Genomic DNA, 21010 nt, shown 5'->3' with positions numbered 1-21010 from the left:
AAAGGAGTTAAATACAAAACGGAAAAAGTATACTTAGAATTCAAAAGCATCATCGCAATGGATGATGAACTAAACTTTCATTATAAAGATGATGAATATTGGGTAAGTCATAATCCTAATCTTATCTATCAAGATCTAAAAATCACTATTCTCAAGAATTCAATGGATATTAAGAACACTTTAAAAAAGCAACAATAGAAGGAGTAAATATCTCTGAAATATATCCAAAATAAAATGTTGAAATTTACTTTTTTAAATGCTCAAAACAGAATGGCTGTATACGAAGCACTTCTAAGATATAAAAAAACAGAATTATACAAGTTAAATAGACATTCTGCCTGTTCACTCTAACCTTTCTGGATCGTCATCAATATCTTGGTCAAAAAAAAGTAAAGTCCGCTTCAAGACGGCACAAGTCTTCTACTTGCCGGAGTGTTAAATAGTTAATAGCTCAGTGAATCCGTCTTCCGTTGTACGATGATTCAATTTATTGAGATAGCGTCAGGAGAATGCTAATTTTCGATGCCGAGAAAAAATCCTGATTTCTCCTCATGACTTAAGGAGAAATTAGGATATCACCACTAAGTAGACATTTGTATCCTTGACTCTGTAACTAGGTAAAAGATAACCGTGAGACATCAATGTGAAATAAAACTATTCAACTCAATCACTCGATGACAAAGTCTTTGAATCAGCTTCGCTTCATGGCTAAAAATGATTATGCCCATCTCCCTCTCTTTGGCAATTTCAAGAACTGCATGCCAAATTGGAGCTTGTGGGATTGTATCGACCATTATTATCATTTCATCTGCAATTAAAAAGCGAGTATTGGATCCCACACAAAATCGTTGTAACTCGGATTACTCCAGCCAAAAGTCCGCTAAACAAGGTATCTTTGGTAGGCTAGCAGATAGTCGTCTATTGTCAAATAAACGTTCGATTATGGTGCACTAAACAGCACTTCATTATTCTTTCACCCTTTTGTATTAAAATTATATATGGAGGTGCATCTTTTATTTTCATACCAAAATAAAGAGCGAAAGGAAGATGATGTTTTGCAAAAAAGTTTATGTTTTATTTTAATTTCACTGTTCAGCTTGTTGCTTGTTGGTTGCGTACAAGGGAAAGGAATTAAAAATCCACTAAATTTGGAGGTTAGTGAATTCAGCTTTACAAATCAAGAAGGAAAAAAATTGGGTTTGGATGATTTAAAAGGAAAAGTATGGATCGCCGATTTTGTATTTACAAATTGTACAACGGTCTGTCTACCGATGATGGCAAATATGACCGAACTTCAAGGGAAATTAAAAGAAGAGGATTTAAATGTACAACTAATTTCATTTAGTGTTGACCCAGCGATAGATACACCTGAAGTGTTAAAGGAATACGCGGGAAATTATAATGCTGATTTATCTAGCTGGAACTTTTTGACGGGTTACTCACAAAATACAATAAAAGATTTTGCTGCAAAAAGTTTTAAGGCTATCGCTATTAAACCTAAAACAGGCGATCAAGTCATACATGGTACCTCTTTTTATCTAATAAATAAAGAAGGTACTGTAATGAAAGATTATAGTGGTCTTGATGCCCCTTTTGATGAAATTATCAATGATGTTAAACTGTTAAATTCAAAGGAGTAAATTTTATGTGGAAAATGAAAAGCATATTGTTGATTGTTTTACCTATATTAATCGTACTGTTAGTTTTTGTAGGCTTTTTCATTCCTAGAGTAACCCTACCTTCCTCCGATACAAGGGTTATTCTAGAGCTAGGGGGAAATTGAAGTGATAAATCAGAAAAAAATTTAGATGTATATTATGATCTTCGTTCGGGCTGTTCTGTATTCAAATAAATGTGGAGATAAAAGTATAGGGTTCTAAAACCCCGCAGGTGAATGAAGTTCCCAAAACTGTTGATCCGAATCGAAAGGTGAATTCTGGTCTTTTAAATGTGCATTTACTCGGTACATAGATTGTAAGACTATTTAGAGCCTATATGTTCATTAAAATAAGCCATTAGGTAAATATTTAAATACTAATTGTATCTATTAAACAAGCTAGCAATTCCAGTTAGGTTTTGGCGGGCAAATATATAGTTTTAAAGAAACAGTTCAAGCTATAACAATCGAAATGGACCCCTGCAGTTTGAATCAGTAGGAAAAATAGTAACAGAAGTAGATACAAGACAAAAAATATACTGAATTAAATTCTTAATGGGGGCTTGGAAGTGAAAAAAAGCAATTATAATCGTTTATGGCAATGGCATTTCTATGCAGCATTATTTATCACGCCACTACTGATTACATTAACACTAAGTGGCATTGGATATTTATTTTATACAGATGTAGAAAATAAAGTTTACGGTGACTTATTCTTTGGAGAAAGCGTAAAAACAGAACAATTAACGATTGATGAAGGCATTGAAAAAGCTGTAGAGCAATACAAAGGCTATTTTGTCTCAAAGGTGATTGTATTAGATGACCCGTACAATACGCGCTTAACGATGACAAATGATGACGGCGACCAAAAATATGTATTCTTAGATAATAATTATGAAATGATCGGTAGTCAAAATGCGAAACATACATTTTCAAATGTTATGAGAGAAATACATAGTTCACTTTTTGTAGGTGGAACTATTGTAAATTATTTAGTTGAATTAGCTGCATGTTGGGCAATCTTCTTGCTGTTTACTGGTCTTTACATGACCTTTAAGGGAAGGGCATTGAAGAAGACACAGAATCCAACGAAGCGACAAAAAAATAAAAAATTGCATGCGTTAGTGGGAACAATTATTACAATTCCCATGATCATCATTATTTTCACCGGCTTACCATGGTCTGCATTTATGGGCAATTTTATATACTCAGCAGCCCAAAAGCATCCTTCTATTGGGAGTCCGACATTACAACAACAGCCGCCAACTTCGGATATGAATGAAATTCCATGGGCTACTCGTAAAAATAAGGCACCCACATCAAACGAATCTCATGCACATCATGGTGATATGTCTGCTATGCCAGGTATGTCAATGGACAGCGGTATGTTAAGTGTCGAACAATTGAGCAATAAGGTTGAGCAAGCCCATATTTCGAAACCATATTCAATTATTTATCCAGCGACTGAAGAAGGTGTATACACCGTATCTAAGGGGAGTAATACTGGTGTCACCGGTTTAGACGTTAGCCCGTATGATGAAATGACAACCTATTTCGATCAATATAGTGGGAACTTAATTTCACTAGTGGGCTATCAGGATTATGGCATTTTAGCAAAATGGTTTACATGGGGGATACCATTACATGAAGGTCATTTATTCGGCTGGCCAAATAAACTGATTAACTTATCTGTTTGTCTTTCCTTCCTATTCGTCATCTTTTGGGGAATTAAAACGTGGCTATCACGTAAAAAAGAGGGTAAATTCTCAGCTCCACCAAAAGCGTCAAGTGGTCTTTCTATTGGTTTTATTATCTTTATGATGGTTTTGGGTCTAATTATGCCATTATTCGGAATTTCTTTATTCGTGGTGGCTATTATCGAAGGAATTCTTTATCTCGCCAATAAAGAAAAAAAGTGACCATTACAAATTAAACTTTACTATAGTTGGTTCTAAGTCAATATCATGGACACGATAAAGTTAAGTCTTTTTCAAACCAGCATCAACTCATTGTCTGCCTTGTATCCAGAGAAACTAATTAATGAAAAAGGAACCTTTAATTAGTTTTTCTAGATACAGGAAATGAGTGTAGGCTCCGAATATACAGACTAATCAGACGACCTGATAAGCAGCTTCTCTCATCAAGTTATGCCCTAATTGAATTGCGACATGAATCTTCTAGTTGTTGTGGCGTCATGTACTGAATTGCTCCGTGAATCCATTTCTCCCATCCTATAGATTACGCCCATGCTGGGCGTACAAAAGCGAGGTATTCGACGATTCAATCGTCGAGTACCTCGCTAAGTAGATTATATGGACTTTTTCAGTGCCCTCGGCTTATCGGCTTGCGAAATAGGAAATACAGGAGGACAATAATAGCAGTCAGCCCTAGCAACACCCATACTTGTTGAACGTTAATGGTGATAATGGAACCGAACAAAAACTGACTTATACTCAAGGTAGCCCCCTTCTCATTTAATCCCCTGCGCTAATGCCATTCCTACTGACATTAAAATCTCAATAGAAATTTCTGAATAAGTTCGATAGATTTGCCACAAATATTCTAAAAGCACGGCCACCAGCACCACTACTAAGATATTGGTCAAAGTTGGATTTACCCCGATCAGCAACCCTAATGCTACTCCTGCTAGAGAGATATGGGATAAGGTATCTGCCATCAGAGACTGTCTGCGCAAAATCAGAAACAATCCCAGCACTGGTGCGATTAATGAGATAAGGAAGGTGGCTTGGAAAGCTCTTTGTATGAATCCATGGAAAAACATCTCCACGGGGAGTCCTGCTTCCGCACCAGCTCAATATGTTTATATGCGTAATGTCGAATTTCTTCATGATCATGTGTAACCATTAAAATTCCCTTAGCATGCTTTTCGCTATTGTGCTTTAATAATTGATAAAATTCCTTCCGGGAACGTGTGTCCATCCCAGTCGTCGGTTCATCCAATATGAAGAGATCAGGATCTGTTGCGAACACTCTTGTAATCGAAATCCGTTGCTTTTGTCCACCCGACAGTTCCCCTATCTTTTTATGGCGCATCTCCCACATCCCAACTGATTCCAGTGAACGACGCACCTGTTCCTTGTCTTCCGCCCCAAGTCGTTTAAACCATTTTTCTCTTTGATAACGGCCGGATTGTACCAGTTCCAAAACCGTCCTTGGAAATCCTGTATTAAAAGCTAAAACATGCTGCGAGACGTATCCGACGACCAACTTCTCTCCGCGAAAATTTTTAGGTAAGAGCTGGAAGCTTCCTTTTGAAGGTTTCAATAAGCCCAAAATATTTCGAAGCACCTCACACGAAAACCTGTCTTTTGGTAGTGGTGGAGGTATAAGTTCCTTGTATCGGGTGACCATCCGCACCGATAATCTTCCATTCCACTGTATATGTACCATTATCCAGTGGCGACATGAAGGCTCCTGTCATCACATTGTCACTGGTTTGGATATTATTAACGATGATTTCCTCCTTATTTTCGTTAAAGACTTTTACAGTACTCGATGATTCAATTTTCGAATTAAATTCCAAAACGACTTCATGAACGTCTTCGGTTATGTCTTCCCCATCAGCTGGTAATGAAGTAGTTAAACCAGTATGCGCAGAGACAGTAGTTGTAAATGCGAACAACAAAATCAATGTTGCGCTAATAATCCTTTTCATTTCTTCTCTTCCTTTCAATAGCAATAGCAATAGTAATAGTAATAGTAATAGTAATAACGTCAATCAAATTTATTGTACAAGAAACCCCACATATTAAAACAATTTTTACAGAGAAAACATGCTTAATTCACAACTTCTGTAGATATAGACATAAAATCGACACACATATTAGTTTCCACTAATGTAATAATAATTGACACACATATTAGCTTTAGCTAATATGATAATAACAAAACATATTAGTGCTGTCTAATATATAAGGGGAGATATTATGATTCAGATAGATTTAGATCTTAAAGTAAAGTTTTTACGTGCATTCGGAGATAAAACAAGGGTTCAAATATTAGAGTGTATCAAATATGAAGAAAAGACTGTATCACAAATTGTCGAAAGTATAGAAGGTAATCAGTCAAATATTTCGCAGCACTTAGCCTGTCTCAGAGGATGTGGAATCATTACAGGAAGGCCAGAGGGAAAATACGTCTACTACGGATTGCGTAATCAGCAAATTAAAGAGTTGTTAGACACATTTGATAATGTACTTAGTCAGATTGAAAACAATGTTGCTAGTTGTAAAAATCATATAAGTTAAGGGTGTGCTTAAAATGGATAAAAAATGCTGTTCGACCAAAGCAGAATCCCCTAAAGTAGAGGAACAAACAACCTGCTGCAGTAGTAACCAAGCAAAGCAAAGTGAAAAGACAGATTGTTGCAGTAGTAACACGATAAATACAGTAATCGAAGATGAATGTTGTAAGTTGCCTTCGATGATTGAGGAAGAAAACACTAAAATAACGACTTGTTGCAACAGTAAGGAATACGACAAGGACTCGAGTATTCAAAACGATTGTTGCAGTAGTTCAGGAAAGACTTTAGATTCGGTTAATATAAACCTTGATGGGGGAATAAAAGAGGAATTTCGAGTTTATGGCATGGATTGTCCAGCCTGTGCGGTAACGATTGAAAAAAGTTTAAGCACTCAACAAAGTATCAATGGAGTGAACGTGAACTATAGTACAGGAAAAATGCAGGTTAGCTCGACTGAAGAACTTGAATTTGAATCCATCCAAAAACAAATGAAAAAGCTTGGTTTTGAAGTTGAACCTATAAAAGTTAATAAAAACTTGAAGAATTACTTTATTGAAGGCATGGATTGTGGATCCTGTGCTTTAACAATTGAAAATCACTTAAATAATATCCCTTCCGTCAAACACGTTCAGGTGAACTTTTCAACTGGAAAAATGAAAATTGAACATGTAAATAGCACGGAAGAAATTATTAAAGAAGTATCTAAAGCGGGATTTAAAGCGTCACTCATCACTACCAATAAACAGACACCTTCCTCCACACGTTCTAGTAATCAAAATGGGGCTGTCATTTTTTCAGGTATATTAATTGCGCTAGGATTTATCGGATCTTACATGGGAATTTCTCCTTATCTAACGATAACAATGTATGCAGTTGCAATGATCATAAGCGGGTATAAGCCTGTGAAGAGTGCTTATTATGCGATTAGAAGTCGTTCGTTAGACATGAACGTCCTCATGTCAGCTGCTGCAATCGGAGCTGCCTTTCTAGGCGAATGGCTTGAAGGGGCCACCGTTGTTTGGCTGTTTGCGTTAGGGCTTAACTTACAGAATCGGGCAATCGAAAAAACACGCAAATCGATTCGTGGTCTAATGGAGTTAACCCCACCAGAAGCTTGGGTTAAAGTTGGCAATGAATTAATCAAAAAGCCTGTTGAAGAGATATCCATTAATGACGTGATTGTCGTGAAGCCTGGGGATAGAATCCCATTAGACGGAGATGTGATAGAAGGTGAATCTAGTGTCAATCAAGCGGCTATAACAGGGGAATCCATCCCTGTCGATAAAGAAAAAGGTAGTTTCGTGTATGCAGGTTCTATAAATGAGCATGGATCACTGAGCGTTAGAGTTACGAAACTAATAGAGGATACAACTATCTCTAAAATCATTCATTTAGTTGAAGAAGCTCAAGAGAAAAAGGCGCCTACAGAAGCGTTTATTGATAAATTCGCACGTATTTATACACCTGTTGTATTCATACTTGCTCTTTTAGTCATGATCGTTCCCCCATTACTTGGATTTGGTACTTGGGATGAATGGATATATAAAGGACTAACGCTGTTAGTGATTGCATGTCCTTGCGCACTCGTTATTTCGACCCCAGTTGCCATTGTTTCAGCTCTTGGAAATGCTGCCAAAAATGGCGTTCTTATTAAAGGTGGAACATTCTTAGAAAATGCGGGAACTATTAATGCCATCGCCTTTGACAAAACCGGAACACTCACTGAAGGAAAACCAAAAGTTACTGATGTAGTAGTTTTTAATGATTCAGAAGAAAACATGTTATCGATCGCTCGAACGTTAGAGGAATACTCCACACATCCCATCGCTAAAACAATAGTGGATTACGCGAAAAGGAAAGGCATTCAAGCAAAGAGTGGTTCAGAGTTTAAGAACCTTGCAGGAAAAGGGATCCAAGCAACAATCAATCATGTGCCCTACTTTGCAGGAAACAAAAAATTGTTTGAAGAGGTCAACACCCCTATTGATAATCATCTTGAAGAAATTCTAAGACTGCAAAATGAAGGGAAAACCATTATAATTATAGGGATGGCCGAAAAGATTTTAGGGATAATTTGTGTTTCAGATACAATCCGAAAAGCAACTAAAGTAGCGATTGCAAACCTAGAAAAAATAGGCGTTGAACATGTTGTCATGCTGACAGGTGATAACGAAGGGACGGCCAAAGCAATCGCTTTAGAAGCCGGCGTGAATCGCTATTTCTCTGAATTATTACCGGAAGAAAAAGTGGATGCGATAAAACAATTGCAAGAAGAAGGATATCGTGTAGCCATGGTTGGCGATGGAATAAACGATGCCCCTGCCTTAACTACTGCAAATCTTGGGATAGCAATGGGTGGTGCTGGTACAGATACTGCAATGGAGACGGCGGATATCGTTTTAATGGCTGACAACTTAGAGAAACTGCCACATACAATTAAGCTAAGCCGAAAAGCATTGTCTATTATCAAACAAAACATTTGGTTTTCGTTAATCGTAAAGGTCGTTGCTTTACTATTAATTATCCCTGGCTGGTTAACATTATGGGTCGCTGTATTAAGCGATACTGGTGCTGCGCTGATTGTTATTTTAAATGCACTTCGTCTATTAAAGGTCAAAGGATAGTAACTCCATAATCCTTGACGAAACGGATGCCATTTAAATCGTCATTTGAAATCTCTTCGTACATGCTAAACAGAATGGTATTGAGTCAAAAAGCGCCTAAAACCTTTACGGTTTTAGGCGCTTTTTGTGTTGTTTATTCGACGTTAATACTTCGAAACAATACCATTTGAACCGAATTTAATTCTAAATAGTATTACAGATCATAGAACATTGAAAAATATTCATCTAGCATAAGAAACTGTTACGGATCTATTTTCTTTATTACTTGATTTTCAAAACGATTAAAATTAAAAAAATCGTCTTCAGGAGAAATGAATCCCTTGAAGACGATTTTTTGTACGCAACTTTATAGTGAAATAACCGACAATAATATCGGTAGTCACTTTCTAACTTAAATTTGTGATTTATTAACCATCTAACTGATTTAGTTAGGCTTTAAAATAATTCATCAATCCTTTTGAAGCACAACAGTAACCAACTATAATGTAAAGTTACCAACTATAATGTCACTGGACACGGAGGACTGTAAAATCACCTTCATGCGGCGCTGTTCCATAACGATTCGAAAGTGCTCTGGTAAATGATAATGAAACAGGTTTTCCTTTTTGATAAAACGGACCATACTTACTGCTAGCAAGTGTTATATTACAGTGAACGCTGATAAATTCACTAACTGACGGGAAATTAGAATTGATGTAAGCTACTCTCTTGTTAACATCATCATCTAAGTCTTTACCACCAAAATCCTTATCTGTGGTACGAGTCATATAAACAGTTGCACCCTTGCCAATCAATTTTGTTTGAAGAATTTTCGCCATATTTATGACTACTTTTTCTTTTCGAGTACCAGAAACTGTACCGTCAAAAGCCCCACCGTGACCTGCATCAATAATAAATGATTTACCTCTTACACTCATTTGAAATACCACCTTTTTTTTGTAAACCGGTCTTCAAAATAGAAGGTGAATTTCTTTATGAAAATACAACTCAAATTAAAAAAAGTTTACTCTGGAAAGATACAGAGTAAACAAAAGTACTTATTTATTTAGTTCAAGATTCATTTTTCCATCTCTAAATTGAATGTACGGATCGTCTCCGCTAACTTTTAATTTTTCTTCATGGTAGAAAGCTTTCTCCTCATAATTGAAAGTTACCCCCATTTTGTTCAACTCCAATGTTGACATGATGCCAAAAAGAATTCCCATCCTCGTATTCTAATTCAGTGATTTCAAAATCTTTGACCTTGTAACTTTGGTCATTTAAATACTTTATTTTCTCCTGATAAATAGTTTGCGCTTCTGAATTAGAAAGCGAGGTTTGCCCATTTGAATAACTTTCTTCATACAGATATAATTCCTGAAAAGCAGTTTCGTAATTCCCTTCTATAAGGGCTTGGTAGTACTGTTTTATTGAATTTTCGGCTCGTTGCTCTTCAATGTTATTACATCCTACCAAAAGTACACTTAAACTTAAAACCAACAATGTGAAAAGTAATCTCTTCATAAATATCCTCCTAAATAAAGCGTAGTAATAAATACAACGATGGGAAGACAAAAAAAGTTACGTAAATGTAAAAATCCCTATCTCCCATTTAACTTATTTTTCAATTCTATTTATTATACAACTTAAAATGGAAAGCGCAGCACCTAATTCTCCTCGTGGATCAATAATTTGAACCCCGTGTTTATCGGCAATTTTTTCAAGGGCTTGGAACATCGTTTGATAATTCTCAACTGACCCTTCCAACCACCGATTCGGAAAAATCGCAGGTAAATCTTTAACCGTCGCGTTCGTTTGCGATACGTCGAACACATTCCCAATATCAAAATACGTGCGCCTATTTGTAGCAATCTGTTTAGTTGCTATTTTTTCTTTTTCTTCCTTTGTCGCAAATTTCAACTGAACTTCCTTATCTCCCCGATTAAAATAAGTTGTGGTTTTGGGAACAAGAATTTTAATCCCCTTCTCACCCTTATTCACAAAGAACCCTTTCGACTTCCAAAACGCAAACGAACCGACTGCTTCCGCTCCCTGAAACTGACCTTCAATTAGCAAAGTGTTGTTCAGTGAATAGTTATGAAATTTCCCCATAAAATCCAAATACGCTTTCATACCTTCGGGACTACGAAAATAGCTTGGGATTTGCTGTTCCATCCCTTTCGTCAATTCATCAATCTCTTGTTTCTTTTCTTCCCATGTTCTTTTCTTAAAATCCGTTTCTCTTTTCGACATAAATCACACTACCTCCTCGCTAAACTCCGCACCTTCCAACTCCTCCAACTTCACTTCCGGTATATCTACATCCAGTAATAACGACAACGTTTCTATATGAACCGGCAATAACATGATTCCAGCTGCCTCCAACATCCTCGCAACTTTCAAAGCTGTCGGCATCGCCACTTGAACAACCACCGGTTCTCCTTTAATCTCCAACACCACCGATGTTTCCCCTACCCCTTTCACTACTCCCAACGCGACCTTCAATTGTTCTCCATTTTGAATCACCCACATATTCATAATCAACTCACTCCTTTTGTATTAATGAACAACAAAAAGGACTCACCATTTTTGGTTAGTCCTATTACCTCTCTTAATCAGAATGGATAGGTTACACTTAGTTGGACAATTAAATTAAGGTCTAGTAGAATAATACACAAGAAGTGAGGAGATCTACTATGTCCGTAAAAAGAAGAACATTTTCTACAGATTTCAAAAAACAAGTGGTAGCCCTATATGAAAATGGGAAAAGCCGACAAGATATTGTCAAAGAATATGAATTAACCGCATCTGCTCTTGATAGGTGGATTACACAATTCAGGCAGTCTGGTTCTTTCTTAGAGAAAGATAATCAATCTCCAGAGGAACAAGAATTGATTGCCTTACGGAAGAGAAATAAGCAACTAGAAATGGAAGTAGATATTTTAAAGCAAGCAGCGCTGATCATGGGACGAAAATAGATGTGATTCAACAAAACCGTCACACCTATTCGGTATCAGCAATGTGTAAAGTCCTGAAAATTGCGCGTAGCACCTTCTATTATGACACTGAAGTATCCGCTCAAAAAGAACAAGTAAAGCAGGAAGAAGAACGCGTATTAAAAGAAAAGATCGCTAAGGTTTTCAATGAAAACCGACACGTTTATGGTACTCGGAAACTAAAAATAGAACTAGATAAAGAGACAGAAGGCCTTACAATCTCGAGACGCCGAATTGGAAGATTGATGAGCGAACTTGGACTTCAATCAAAATACGCCAAACCTTCCTATAAACCAATGGTAACAAGACCAAATGAAGAATCCGTTCGAAACGTATTAAATCGAGAATTTGAAGTGGACAAAGAGATGTCCGTGTTAGTCAGCGACTTAACATACGTAAAAGTAGGATACCGTTGGAGTTACGTTTGTTTCTTAATCGATCTATACAATCGTGAAATTGTCGGGTGGAGCGTCGGAGCACAAAAAGACGCTGCTTTAGTTCAGCGTGCCTTCGATTCTGTTAAATACCCATTGGGAAACGTGAACTTATTTCATACAGATCGCGGTTCTGAATTTAAAAACGTTGGGATCGATGAATTATTAAGTGGATACAAAATTAAAAGATCACTCAGCCATAAAGGGAATCCTTATGATAATGCGGTGGCAGAGGCAACATTTAAGATTTTAAAAACAGAATTGATCAACGGAGCACACTATCAAACCCTTAACCAGCTGTCACTTGAGCTTTTCGATTATGTCAATTGGTATAATAATATCCGTTCGCACAGTACATTAGGCTACCTAAGTCCGGTTGCTTATAAAAAAACAGCCCTTAATAATATCGTTTGATTTAGTGTTGACATACCAGAATCACTCTTTTCAGTACCAACGCATAACTGCCAGCCCTAAATTCTATCAGTTCCCAAGTTCCCATCATCACCCTAAATCATGAAAAGGACTCCTATATATGTAGGAGTCCTTTCAAGTCAAAGATTTAATCAAAGGGGGTGTAAGAGGGAATAACCTTACCCTATTAGTATACCAACGATTAACTACGTCCAAGTACCAAAAAAGTATCTAGAAAGTTTCATAAAAGTATCCAAAAAGTATCTTTGTATTTATCGAACTGCTGAACGCCTCTATAATTTTCGTGAAATTTAAAGTTTTTTCCGAATCATCAAGTACCATTAATTGTAACTAATAAGTATTTAACTCATTATATTTTAGTTTATTAAACAAACTAATTCATTTACTTAATTGGAATATCATGGTATAATATATATTATATAGTCTCTTTATACAAAAGGGAGTGAGTCTACATGGAATTGAATACTTTAGTTAAAAATACTCGTATCGATCATGGAAAAAAAATAATGAAACATCTTTTTATCGCAGTAATTGCCCTAATCGGATTAATCATTATTATAAAATTCGGTTTCGTGCTTATCAAACTGATTCCCGCCATCATCACGATTATATTCCTATTTTTTTGCGCAATTATTGTTTGTTACTTTGTCTTTAAACTTTTTTTCTATACGTTTGCCTTTTTACTAGGGATTGTATCGTTGTTCACATTCTTTGCCCTAATTTTTTGGATCAGCGAACGTTTCTTTTAATTCAAAAAAAGCGACCCATCCAGTTTTATGGATAAGCCGCTTTTTCACTATTTTACTTTTTTGGAAACTCAAACTTCAATTTGCCATCTTCAATTCGTAAAATAACATATCAGTGGAAAGAATGTATTACTCAGTTCATTACGAATATATCAAACATCAAGTAAAAGTACGCATCACTAGAACGATGATAGAGATTTTCTTTAAGAATTTTAGAATCGCATCTCATCCAAAATTGTATGGAAAAGAAGGACAGTTATCCGATGAATTAGCTGTGGCATGAGGAGATGGAAACTATCAAAAAGGTCATGAAAGCACATGAATAAAAACAAGCCCATATATCGGCCAGTCATGTCGAATTCTTTTTATATGGAAAATATGTAGTGGTAACCTCAACCACAACTGAAGAACTGTAAGCAGATATGGCTGCAAAACTAATCCGATTTCAATTGAAGCCACTGAAATCCGTCCACTTTTCGGATAATGAGGAATTAGATGGAACCTCTTTCTGTTAGTTTGACAAGTCAGATTAGAACAAGTGATCATGCGTCTCGAATAGTGTTACCAGTAGTTAGTGGATATTACAATTATGGATACCGCCTGTAAATATTTCTGAAAGTGAACTATTTCAATCCATTGATTGTGGCGGCAAGAATATGAAATTGATATAACGCCTTCATTATTAGTGGTTGTTTTTTCATAAGGCTTGCATATCCAAAAATTAATTCTGTTATAGCACGCAAAAAAGCACTTTATCTAAAATGTATATTCGCCAAAAAATGACAGATGAACACAAAGAAAAAGTGCTATAAATTTAACTTCTTTCACACCCCGTGGGTGATAAAAAAACGAGTGCAATAAATATACAATTATGATACTACAATTCTACAGTTTTGAACAGTGAACTACTGATTCGATTGGAATGATAGTAGGGGTTTTTCACATATAAAATGATTAGAAAGTAATAATGTAGAAGGAAAACTAAATTATTATAAAAGGGTAAAAATGTATATCGATCTCAGTGATTTCGATGCTGAAATACTCTTTTTAAGGTATCAGAGAACTGTTCAGATGAAAAGGTCTTACCAGTATCCTTTTAATTAACCAAAGGCTTGTGCTGAAATACTATACAGAGTTTGATTTCTAGCTGGTAAGTCTTTCGAATTTAATATCATTACAGGAGGAGTATTAATTATACTAAAACCTTTTGATTCTACAAATGACATATATTCTTCATTTCCTGAGGGGACATCAATTCTAACTCTACCTAAGTATCCGTTTACCAGTCTTTCAGTTATTAATGTTGCTATTTCATAAGTATTGGCTATAATTGGTCCAAGGATTAGATTTTCCTTCCCTAATATCGAAAGACCAAATCCATTAATGTTTCCCTCTTTATCTAATGAAACAAAGGATTTTTCTGATTGCTTAATTCTGTTATATAGATAAGTACTCCTCCTCGCACCAAACGATTCTCTATCTAGAACACATACGTCAGAGAAATGTTTTTCTTCCATTTTCACAACTTTATTTTTATTACAATTTATTATTCTATTTGTGTCTCTCCACTGTTCACAAATATACTTGCTTACATAACCCACTTTAACAAACCCCAATTTCCGATATAAAGATAGTCCTTTTTCCGTTGATATCAATAATATTTTTGTCCCTTTTGGTACAACGGATAAACATTTCTTCACTACTGAACTAGCTAGCCCTCTCCTCCTATATTTTGGGTTTACTATTACCATACCTAATGATGCTAAATTTTCTTCGTAAGGAATAATTGCTGCACTTGATATAATTGTACCATTCTGGTCTATATGTCCAAAGATTTTACCTGATAACAATATAGTTTTAATCTCTTTTTCATCGTAATCCCAACCTACACTTTCAGATAACCTTATAATACTCTGAAGATCTTTTTCCATTAACCGTATTATATTATTTACATAAATATTCTCCAAAATATTATCTCCAATCTTTTACTTATTTTCGGCATAGCGAAATAAGTGTATTGAGTATAATTCCTTTTTAAGAATTCTCCATGAATAAGTAATATGAATATATTCGTAGAAATAATGGGTGGTTAATATTTTAAAATAATTAGTTATATTACCTAGTAATTTACCAATTAAACTCACTCATAATAATTTCTTCGACACCATAAAGGTCATTAGCAATCCAATTTGGATTGTTATTTTCATGTTCCCATTTTCTATTATGTGACATCCATATCGTTTTTATACCTACTTCTTTTGCTCCTATTATATCATTAAATGGATGGTCTCCTACATAAATACAATCTTTAGGTTCAACTTTTAATCTCCCTAATATCATGTCAAAAATCCTTGGGTCTGGCTTTTCTATTCCTACCGATTCAGAAATAATTATCTCATCGAAAAAGTTTTCATACTTCAACATATTTATTTTATTATTTTGTATTAGTGTCCCACCGTTCGTTAAAAGACCTAACTTTAAATTATATTTTTTTAGTATATGTAATAATTCATTTGCTCTTTTGTAAGGTGAAATGTAAAAATGGAAATTCTGTAAGAAGTGCTGGTATAGTTCAGTTACACTAATCTCCAACTTGAAAATATTAGAGAGATTATCATAGACTACTTCTTTAGTGACATAACCATTATTATCAAGTTTAATAAAGTTGTTCTTCCAGTCTTCAAAAGGTATTAACTTAAGTCTGTTGTAAAAATGATTATATTGAAAATCAATGAAGTTCTCTAACTGTTTTCTATGACTAATTAAAGTTTCATCTAAATCAAAAACTATTGCTTTCATTTTTTTTCTCCTTACTAAACAATGATTGATAGTTAAATCTCAAAAGTTCGACTATTGCAGGTTTTAACCTCTGTGATATTCCTTCTTCAATAATCTTTCTTCCCAAGTCAAAAGCTTTTCCTTGCTCATTTGTATAATCCAACAGTAAGTTTTTCTCTTGTTTATTAATTTTATTTAGTAAATAAGGAAATTCTTCAATTAAATTAGTTCTCTTTAAAGAATCTTTTAGAATAAGAATTTTCTCTATTTCAATAGAGCTTTCATAAGAATAGTTAAGGCCTAAACAACCGTATGACATTCTCATTGTTGCATCAATAAAACCCATGGAAAGTCCAGGTGAAAGCGCTATTTTTGATTTCAACAAGAAATATTTAGATATATCAATGCTATCAGTTATTGTAAAACCATACTCAGTCCTCAAACCTATTAATTTATTAAATGATATTAGTAAAGAGTGACCCGATTCTGGAATATATGGAATATCTAATAAATCACCAGATATGAAATCTTTAAACTCGAATTCAACTATAGTATTAATATCATCAATAAGAAATTCAATTAGCTTTGTTCTTCTTTGCAACTCATTTTTGTTAGCATTTATATATGATTCTGGACCATCTAACGCTTTTAAAGCCATTACTTTTGAGACATGTGGAGCATCAACCTGTGTAGCACCAACATAAAAATTCATTTTGTCTATTATCCTAGAACTCCCACATGCCCATCCAATTCTCATATTAGCTAATCCATATGATTTTGAAGCACCGTGAACTGTAATAACATTCTCTTTTATATGCTGAGATAAATGATGTATTTCCTTTGAATCATCAAATTTCGTGTACATAAATAAAGAATCCTCAATTACATTAATATCAAATTCTTCCACGAAATCTGCAATACCCATTAATTCTTCCTGTGTATAAAAAGCACCAGTGTAAGTTGGATTAAAGATAACTAAAGCTTTCGGTATTATCTTATTACTCTGTATCCATTTATATAGTTCTCTTTTAAGTAGTTTATAATTATTTTCTTTTTCCGTCTGAACTATTTCGAGAATCCCATTATTTAGATCACACCAGTTTGCTAGTGAATGATAATACCCTGGAGCTGTTATAACAACGTCTTTATCTAATTTCAAACTATTAAAAAAAGCATTAAATAAGTGGGAAGTTCCTGTTGTAATACATATGTTGTTGGCTATATCCTCACTAATTCCTTCGTCAATAAACATATTTTTAATTTTTTCATCTAATTCCTTAAACCTACTTAAGAAAAAGTATTTTTCAAGGGATGTAATTTTAGTTTCTAATAACGCTGTTACTCCTGAAACAATAACTTCAGGATAGGGCCGTCTCATTCCTTCACCATCAGCAAAGGAGATAACATCACTATTAAACTGATTAGGATGGTTAACTTGTCCTTCATCATTTAATCCTGATAACACATTTCTAGCCCTAATTAGATTTTGTATAGCTTCTTGAGTTTGAACTTGAATCTTAACTATCATAGAAGCTCCTCCTGATCTACCGCATAAATTATTTTTAATAATTTTTCTGCTTTTACGCAAGTTTGATATGCCTCTGCTGAATCCTTACCTATCGCTATAATATAACCACGACGATCTGCCGACTTAAGTACAGGTTTTATAAAATCTCCATTATTTAAGTTTAATTCTAAACGTATCACATCTCTGAATTGTGATGCTTCTGCCAATCCTAATACTTGCTCCACTTTACCCGGTTTAAATTTCAAGTATTTAATAGCTGCACCTTGATAATTTATATTAATGTCATTATCAAGTTTTTCATTCATAGTAAACCAATTAATTGCTAGTTCGTACATGTTAACTTTACAGCTTAAGTCAACTAATTCAGGTATGTAATCTCCTCCTGGTCTTGTATGAGTCTCGACTACTTTTGGACCATTTTCGGTTAAAATTATTTCCGTGTGAGCAGGCCCGTCAAATAGCTTTATTTTGTTTAGGAAAGATACTACAAAATTAATAATATCCTTCTGCTTATCCATGCTTAGTTTTGCTGGAACTAAATGAGCTTCCTCGACAAATCTTGTGTTATTGACATGTTTTTCTGTAATGGAAAAGACTCTATGATCTCCATTAAAACTAAAAGATTCAACAGAGTATTCTGGTCCAACTAGATACTCTTCGACTAACATTTCACTTTTAAACTGATTAATATATTCATAACTAGTAATTAACTTTATTCCTATACTACCAACACCATCTTTGGGTTTTAAGATTACTGGTAATCCCGATTCTTCAATAAAACTACTTAATTCACTTTCAGTAGATACAAGTCTTGATTTAATAGGAGAAAAATCTCGGAGTAAATCCCTCATCATTGATTTATCATTTACTAACCTTGTTATTTTGGATGGTATCCCTGGCAAACCCATTGTTTCATTAAGTATTGCTGTAATCTCTTGTGCATCTTCAGTAAATGAAAGAACAGAATCAATCGGATAAATAGAAGAAATTGTTAGAACAAATTCAAGGGTCTTCTGGATATCTCTATAATCCAATACAAAAGTTTTTTCTGAAAGTTTCATCATACTCTTATTAAGATTATCTTTTTTTTGAATTGATAATATTTCTAAACCTCGAATATTTGCATATTTATATATGTCAGTAGTACCTCCGATAATAATCACTCTATTATGCTTAACTTTTAACATTCTCGTCACTCTCATTTCTATATTTAAAAATAAGACTATTAATAAAAGATTCATTTATTAATTCTACATCTGCAACCGTAGGACCGATTGAAATTACATACCCAATTCTATCGTCTCCATTTGTAATATCCTCAATGATTTTTTCTTTAATATTAATTTTGAATTCTTCTACTTCATCAGAAATAACTGTTTTTTCGACATCTATTAAATAGCCTTTTTTAGGAGGTAGGACAAACTTAATGCTTGAAATTTTTTCACTTTTTTCCGACTTCTCTAGGTCTAAAGGCTTATTTAATGAAAGATCCATATAGTGCTTGATTAAATCATTTTTGCTAACCATTTCTACTAGTTTATTTATAAATCCACCAGCTGGTCTAGGATTTATTTCAATCAGTACTGGCTGATTATTTACCAATTTAAACTCAATATGTGCAAAACTACGAGTTAAATTTACTGCTTTCAACCATTTCAATAATATTTCTTCAATTACTATTAAACTATCATTAGAAAAAAAGTGCGGATATATGTGCCCCATTTCTATAAAATAAGGAGGTTTTGAAAGTAGTTTTTTTGTGAAACCAATAATTCTCCATTTATTTCCCTCGACATCCCAACACATCTCAGCACTAAACTCATCACCAACAATATACTCTTCCACTAGAAGTTTTTTCATATATTTATATCCTGTTATATTAGATTGGAAATTCTTTATTTTATTTGACGCTTCAATAAAATCGTTATCATTTAAGCAGAGCTTCACACCTACGCTTCCACTTTCATCGACCGGTTTAACTACACAAGGATAACCTATAGGAGAAGATGTAGATAACTCTTCAGTGTGTATAGCTACAAATTTTATAGGATATCCTAATCCTTTAGTTTTTTCTCTTGTTTTATCTTTAAATCTTACATTTATTAGACCATCTATTGGTGGAGCAATAAGACCAAATGTATTTGAAACTACGGCTACAGGTAATATATGAAAATCATCAAAAGTCATTATTGCTGCTGGTTTCTTGTCTTCAAAGAAGTGCAACATTTGTATTACATCCATGGTGTCAATTTGAGTGACCTTTTCAGCAATTTCCATAGGATTTGGTTCCATATATTGGTATTTATCGGGTAAATTTGTTACAAAATGTGTTAAATACCCCTCTTTTTTAGCATTTAATATCGCATTTACTCCATTTCCCGCACTGTTACTTTCAATTATATACACTGTATTGTCATTCATTTTCCAGCTCCTAACTATGCTGTAGCATTGTTTTTTTGTAGTATTCCGAGAACTTGGAGTGTAATTCTTCAGACCATAATTCGCAATCATTGACATTCATCACCAAGCACTCATATCCAAATATTTCCTTCACTATTTCCATCTCATTATTTGAATAATATATATTTCCATCACTATCTATTTTTTGAATACCATCCATAACTTGCCCTAGAAGATTTATTTCGATAACTTCTTGTAAATTTAAATCGTTTGGTAGCACAACTTCAGTACAATCTTCGTTAATAATGATTGGATATCCACCAGGCAGTCCATTTGGTCCAGGGGCATGCATAATTTCCTCTTTATTTCCTACAGCCATACTATTAATTATATTTACTGCTGAAGCAGCAGTCATAATCATACCCTCTAATCCTCTTGTTCGTTTTAGTTTAGTTGGTAGTAAGTTAAATATGGATTGGAAGTTAAGATATTTTGTAATGTTAAGTTTTTCGTAATATACCTCTAAATGATATGGTAGATTTTCTGCACTTCCTAATGAGGGTAGCATATAACTAAAATGATGATGTCCATATGCTCTAATATCCAATTTTTCAATTGGTATATTTTCATGTAATGAAATAGCTTTTTTTATGACTGGAACAACATTTGCAAGATTTCCAATACCAACCTCTGGTGCAAGACCTATTTTATCTAATGCAACATTTATTACATCTGGATAACTAGCATTAATTACTCTTACCGTTCTTCCCGACGCTTTAACAGCCTGCATTAGTTTATATGTAAGTGTTAAATGCATAGGAACTTGCCACCCAGTAAAAGCATAATATAGTTTTCCAAAAACTTCTTTTGGTAATTTAGTAGGTACCCAATAACTCATTTTAGTTGTTGCATTGAAAATGATATCTGGATTTTCCTTATAAATAATGTCGGCTGTTTTAGATATGTCATTCACATCCACTATCTCATAAGATACATTTTTATAAAAACCCAAATTTGAAGCAACTAGGTCTGCTAAATTAATTCTTTCGTGAATCTTATCTTCACTTCTCCCAACGACAGTAATCTCATAGTTGTTTGCGGATTGTAGTAGCATATCTAGCACGTTACTCCCTAAAACTCCTAACCCGAAAATCAGAATTTTTTTAGACAAA

Annotated in this window: 20 protein-coding genes; 6 read left to right on the top strand and 14 right to left on the bottom strand. The window is 34.4% G+C overall.

The window, feature by feature from the left end; genetic code table 11:
- Positions 1 to 1055: 1055 nt before the first annotated feature.
- Together H7992_RS05215 and H7992_RS05210 are read left to right on the top strand one after the other, a co-directional pair.
- The gene (locus H7992_RS05215) at positions 1056 to 1640 is read left to right on the top strand and encodes an SCO family protein (RefSeq protein WP_255428598.1); all 585 of its coding nucleotides are present in this window, start codon (positions 1056 to 1058) and stop codon (positions 1638 to 1640) included.
- A gap of 586 nt (positions 1641 to 2226) precedes the next feature.
- The gene (locus H7992_RS05210) at positions 2227 to 3576 is read left to right on the top strand and encodes a PepSY-associated TM helix domain-containing protein (RefSeq protein ID WP_187046855.1); all 1350 of its coding nucleotides are present in this window, start codon (positions 2227 to 2229) and stop codon (positions 3574 to 3576) included.
- A gap of 403 nt (positions 3577 to 3979) precedes the next feature.
- Here the strand turns inward: H7992_RS05210 and H7992_RS24615 are convergent, their stop codons facing one another.
- The 4 genes from H7992_RS24615 to H7992_RS05195 are packed head-to-tail and all read right to left on the bottom strand — an operon-like array spanning position 3980 to position 5333.
- Complete coding sequence (locus H7992_RS24615; RefSeq protein WP_255428669.1) at positions 3980 to 4096, bottom strand: metal ABC transporter permease; 117 nt, start codon at positions 4094 to 4096, stop codon at positions 3980 to 3982.
- Between the two features lie 31 nt (positions 4097 to 4127).
- Positions 4128 to 4439 (bottom strand): metal ABC transporter permease, encoded by a 312-nt coding sequence (locus tag H7992_RS05205; RefSeq protein WP_255428668.1) that lies wholly within the window; start codon positions 4437 to 4439, stop codon positions 4128 to 4130.
- A complete protein-coding gene (locus H7992_RS05200; protein WP_255428597.1) occupies positions 4382 to 4951 on the bottom strand; it encodes a metal ABC transporter ATP-binding protein in 570 nt (189 codons plus the stop codon). Before H7992_RS05200 ends, H7992_RS05205 begins: the two co-directional genes overlap by 58 nt.
- 16 nt (positions 4952 to 4967) lie before the next feature.
- Positions 4968 to 5333: a copper resistance CopC family protein gene (locus tag H7992_RS05195; RefSeq protein WP_187046853.1), complete on the bottom strand. Its 366-nt coding sequence runs from the start codon at positions 5331 to 5333 to the stop codon at positions 4968 to 4970.
- Positions 5334 to 5604: 271 nt separating this feature from the next.
- On the opposite strand from H7992_RS05195, the gene H7992_RS05190 reads away from it, so the two are divergent.
- Positions 5605 to 5925 (top strand): ArsR/SmtB family transcription factor, encoded by a 321-nt coding sequence (locus H7992_RS05190; RefSeq protein ID WP_187046852.1) that lies wholly within the window; start codon positions 5605 to 5607, stop codon positions 5923 to 5925.
- A 13-nt stretch (positions 5926 to 5938) separates the two neighbouring features.
- Complete coding sequence (locus H7992_RS05185) at positions 5939 to 8545, top strand: heavy metal translocating P-type ATPase (protein ID WP_187046851.1); 2607 nt, start codon at positions 5939 to 5941, stop codon at positions 8543 to 8545.
- Between the two features lie 506 nt (positions 8546 to 9051).
- Here the strand turns inward: H7992_RS05185 and H7992_RS05180 are convergent.
- The 4 genes from H7992_RS05180 to H7992_RS05165 form a co-directional block, all read right to left on the bottom strand.
- Positions 9052 to 9462 (bottom strand): N-acetylmuramoyl-L-alanine amidase family protein, encoded by a 411-nt coding sequence (locus H7992_RS05180; protein WP_187046850.1) that lies wholly within the window; start codon positions 9460 to 9462, stop codon positions 9052 to 9054.
- Positions 9463 to 9682: 220 nt separating this feature from the next.
- On the bottom strand, positions 9683 to 10048 hold the full coding sequence (locus H7992_RS05175; protein ID WP_187046849.1) for a hypothetical protein: 366 nt from the start codon (positions 10046 to 10048) through the stop codon (positions 9683 to 9685).
- Positions 10049 to 10141: 93 nt separating this feature from the next.
- Positions 10142 to 10777, bottom strand: a complete 636-nt coding sequence (locus tag H7992_RS05170; protein ID WP_187046848.1) for an ArdC family protein — start codon at positions 10775 to 10777, stop codon at positions 10142 to 10144.
- Between the two features lie 3 nt (positions 10778 to 10780).
- The gene (locus H7992_RS05165; RefSeq protein WP_187046847.1) at positions 10781 to 11062 is read right to left on the bottom strand and encodes a hypothetical protein; all 282 of its coding nucleotides are present in this window, start codon (positions 11060 to 11062) and stop codon (positions 10781 to 10783) included.
- 158 nt (positions 11063 to 11220) lie between these two features.
- Between H7992_RS05165 and H7992_RS05160 the strand changes: the two genes are divergently transcribed.
- Both H7992_RS05160 and H7992_RS05155 read left to right on the top strand, forming a co-directional pair.
- A protein-coding gene (locus tag H7992_RS05160; protein WP_187046747.1) for an IS3 family transposase occupies positions 11221 to 12368 on the top strand; the annotation gives its coding sequence in 2 pieces (ribosomal slippage) (positions 11221 to 11467 and positions 11467 to 12368; 1149 coding nt in all).
- Between the two features lie 470 nt (positions 12369 to 12838).
- Positions 12839 to 13135, top strand: a complete 297-nt coding sequence (locus tag H7992_RS05155) for a hypothetical protein (protein ID WP_187046846.1) — start codon at positions 12839 to 12841, stop codon at positions 13133 to 13135.
- Positions 13136 to 14232: 1097 nt separating this feature from the next.
- Here H7992_RS05155 and H7992_RS05150 read toward each other — a convergent pair.
- From H7992_RS05150 to H7992_RS05125, 6 genes are all read right to left on the bottom strand, one after another.
- Positions 14233 to 15099 (bottom strand): GNAT family N-acetyltransferase, encoded by an 867-nt coding sequence (locus tag H7992_RS05150; protein WP_187046845.1) that lies wholly within the window; start codon positions 15097 to 15099, stop codon positions 14233 to 14235.
- Between the two features lie 160 nt (positions 15100 to 15259).
- Complete coding sequence (locus tag H7992_RS05145) at positions 15260 to 15931, bottom strand: HAD family hydrolase (RefSeq protein WP_187046844.1); 672 nt, start codon at positions 15929 to 15931, stop codon at positions 15260 to 15262.
- Complete coding sequence (locus H7992_RS05140; protein WP_187046843.1) at positions 15912 to 17438, bottom strand: pyridoxal phosphate-dependent aminotransferase; 1527 nt, start codon at positions 17436 to 17438, stop codon at positions 15912 to 15914. Before H7992_RS05140 ends, H7992_RS05145 begins: the two co-directional genes overlap by 20 nt.
- A complete protein-coding gene (locus H7992_RS05135) occupies positions 17435 to 18625 on the bottom strand; it encodes an ATP-grasp domain-containing protein (RefSeq protein ID WP_187046842.1) in 1191 nt (396 codons plus the stop codon). Before H7992_RS05135 ends, H7992_RS05140 begins: the two co-directional genes overlap by 4 nt.
- Positions 18612 to 19859, bottom strand: coding sequence for an ATP-grasp domain-containing protein (locus H7992_RS05130; protein WP_187046841.1), 1248 nt, complete (start codon positions 19857 to 19859; stop codon positions 18612 to 18614). The genes H7992_RS05135 and H7992_RS05130 overlap by 14 nt, the downstream gene beginning before the upstream one ends.
- Positions 19860 to 19869: 10 nt before the next feature.
- Entirely contained in the window at positions 19870 to 21009 is a 1140-nt protein-coding gene (locus H7992_RS05125; protein ID WP_187046840.1) for a Rossmann-fold NAD(P)-binding domain-containing protein, read from the bottom strand.
- Position 21010: the final 1 nt, after the last annotated feature.

Source organism: Sporosarcina sp. resist (assembly GCF_014302295.1).
Taxonomy (GTDB): Bacteria; Bacillota; Bacilli; order Bacillales_A; family Planococcaceae; genus Sporosarcina; species Sporosarcina psychrophila.
This window is presented reverse-complemented; position numbering and strand designations above follow the sequence as displayed.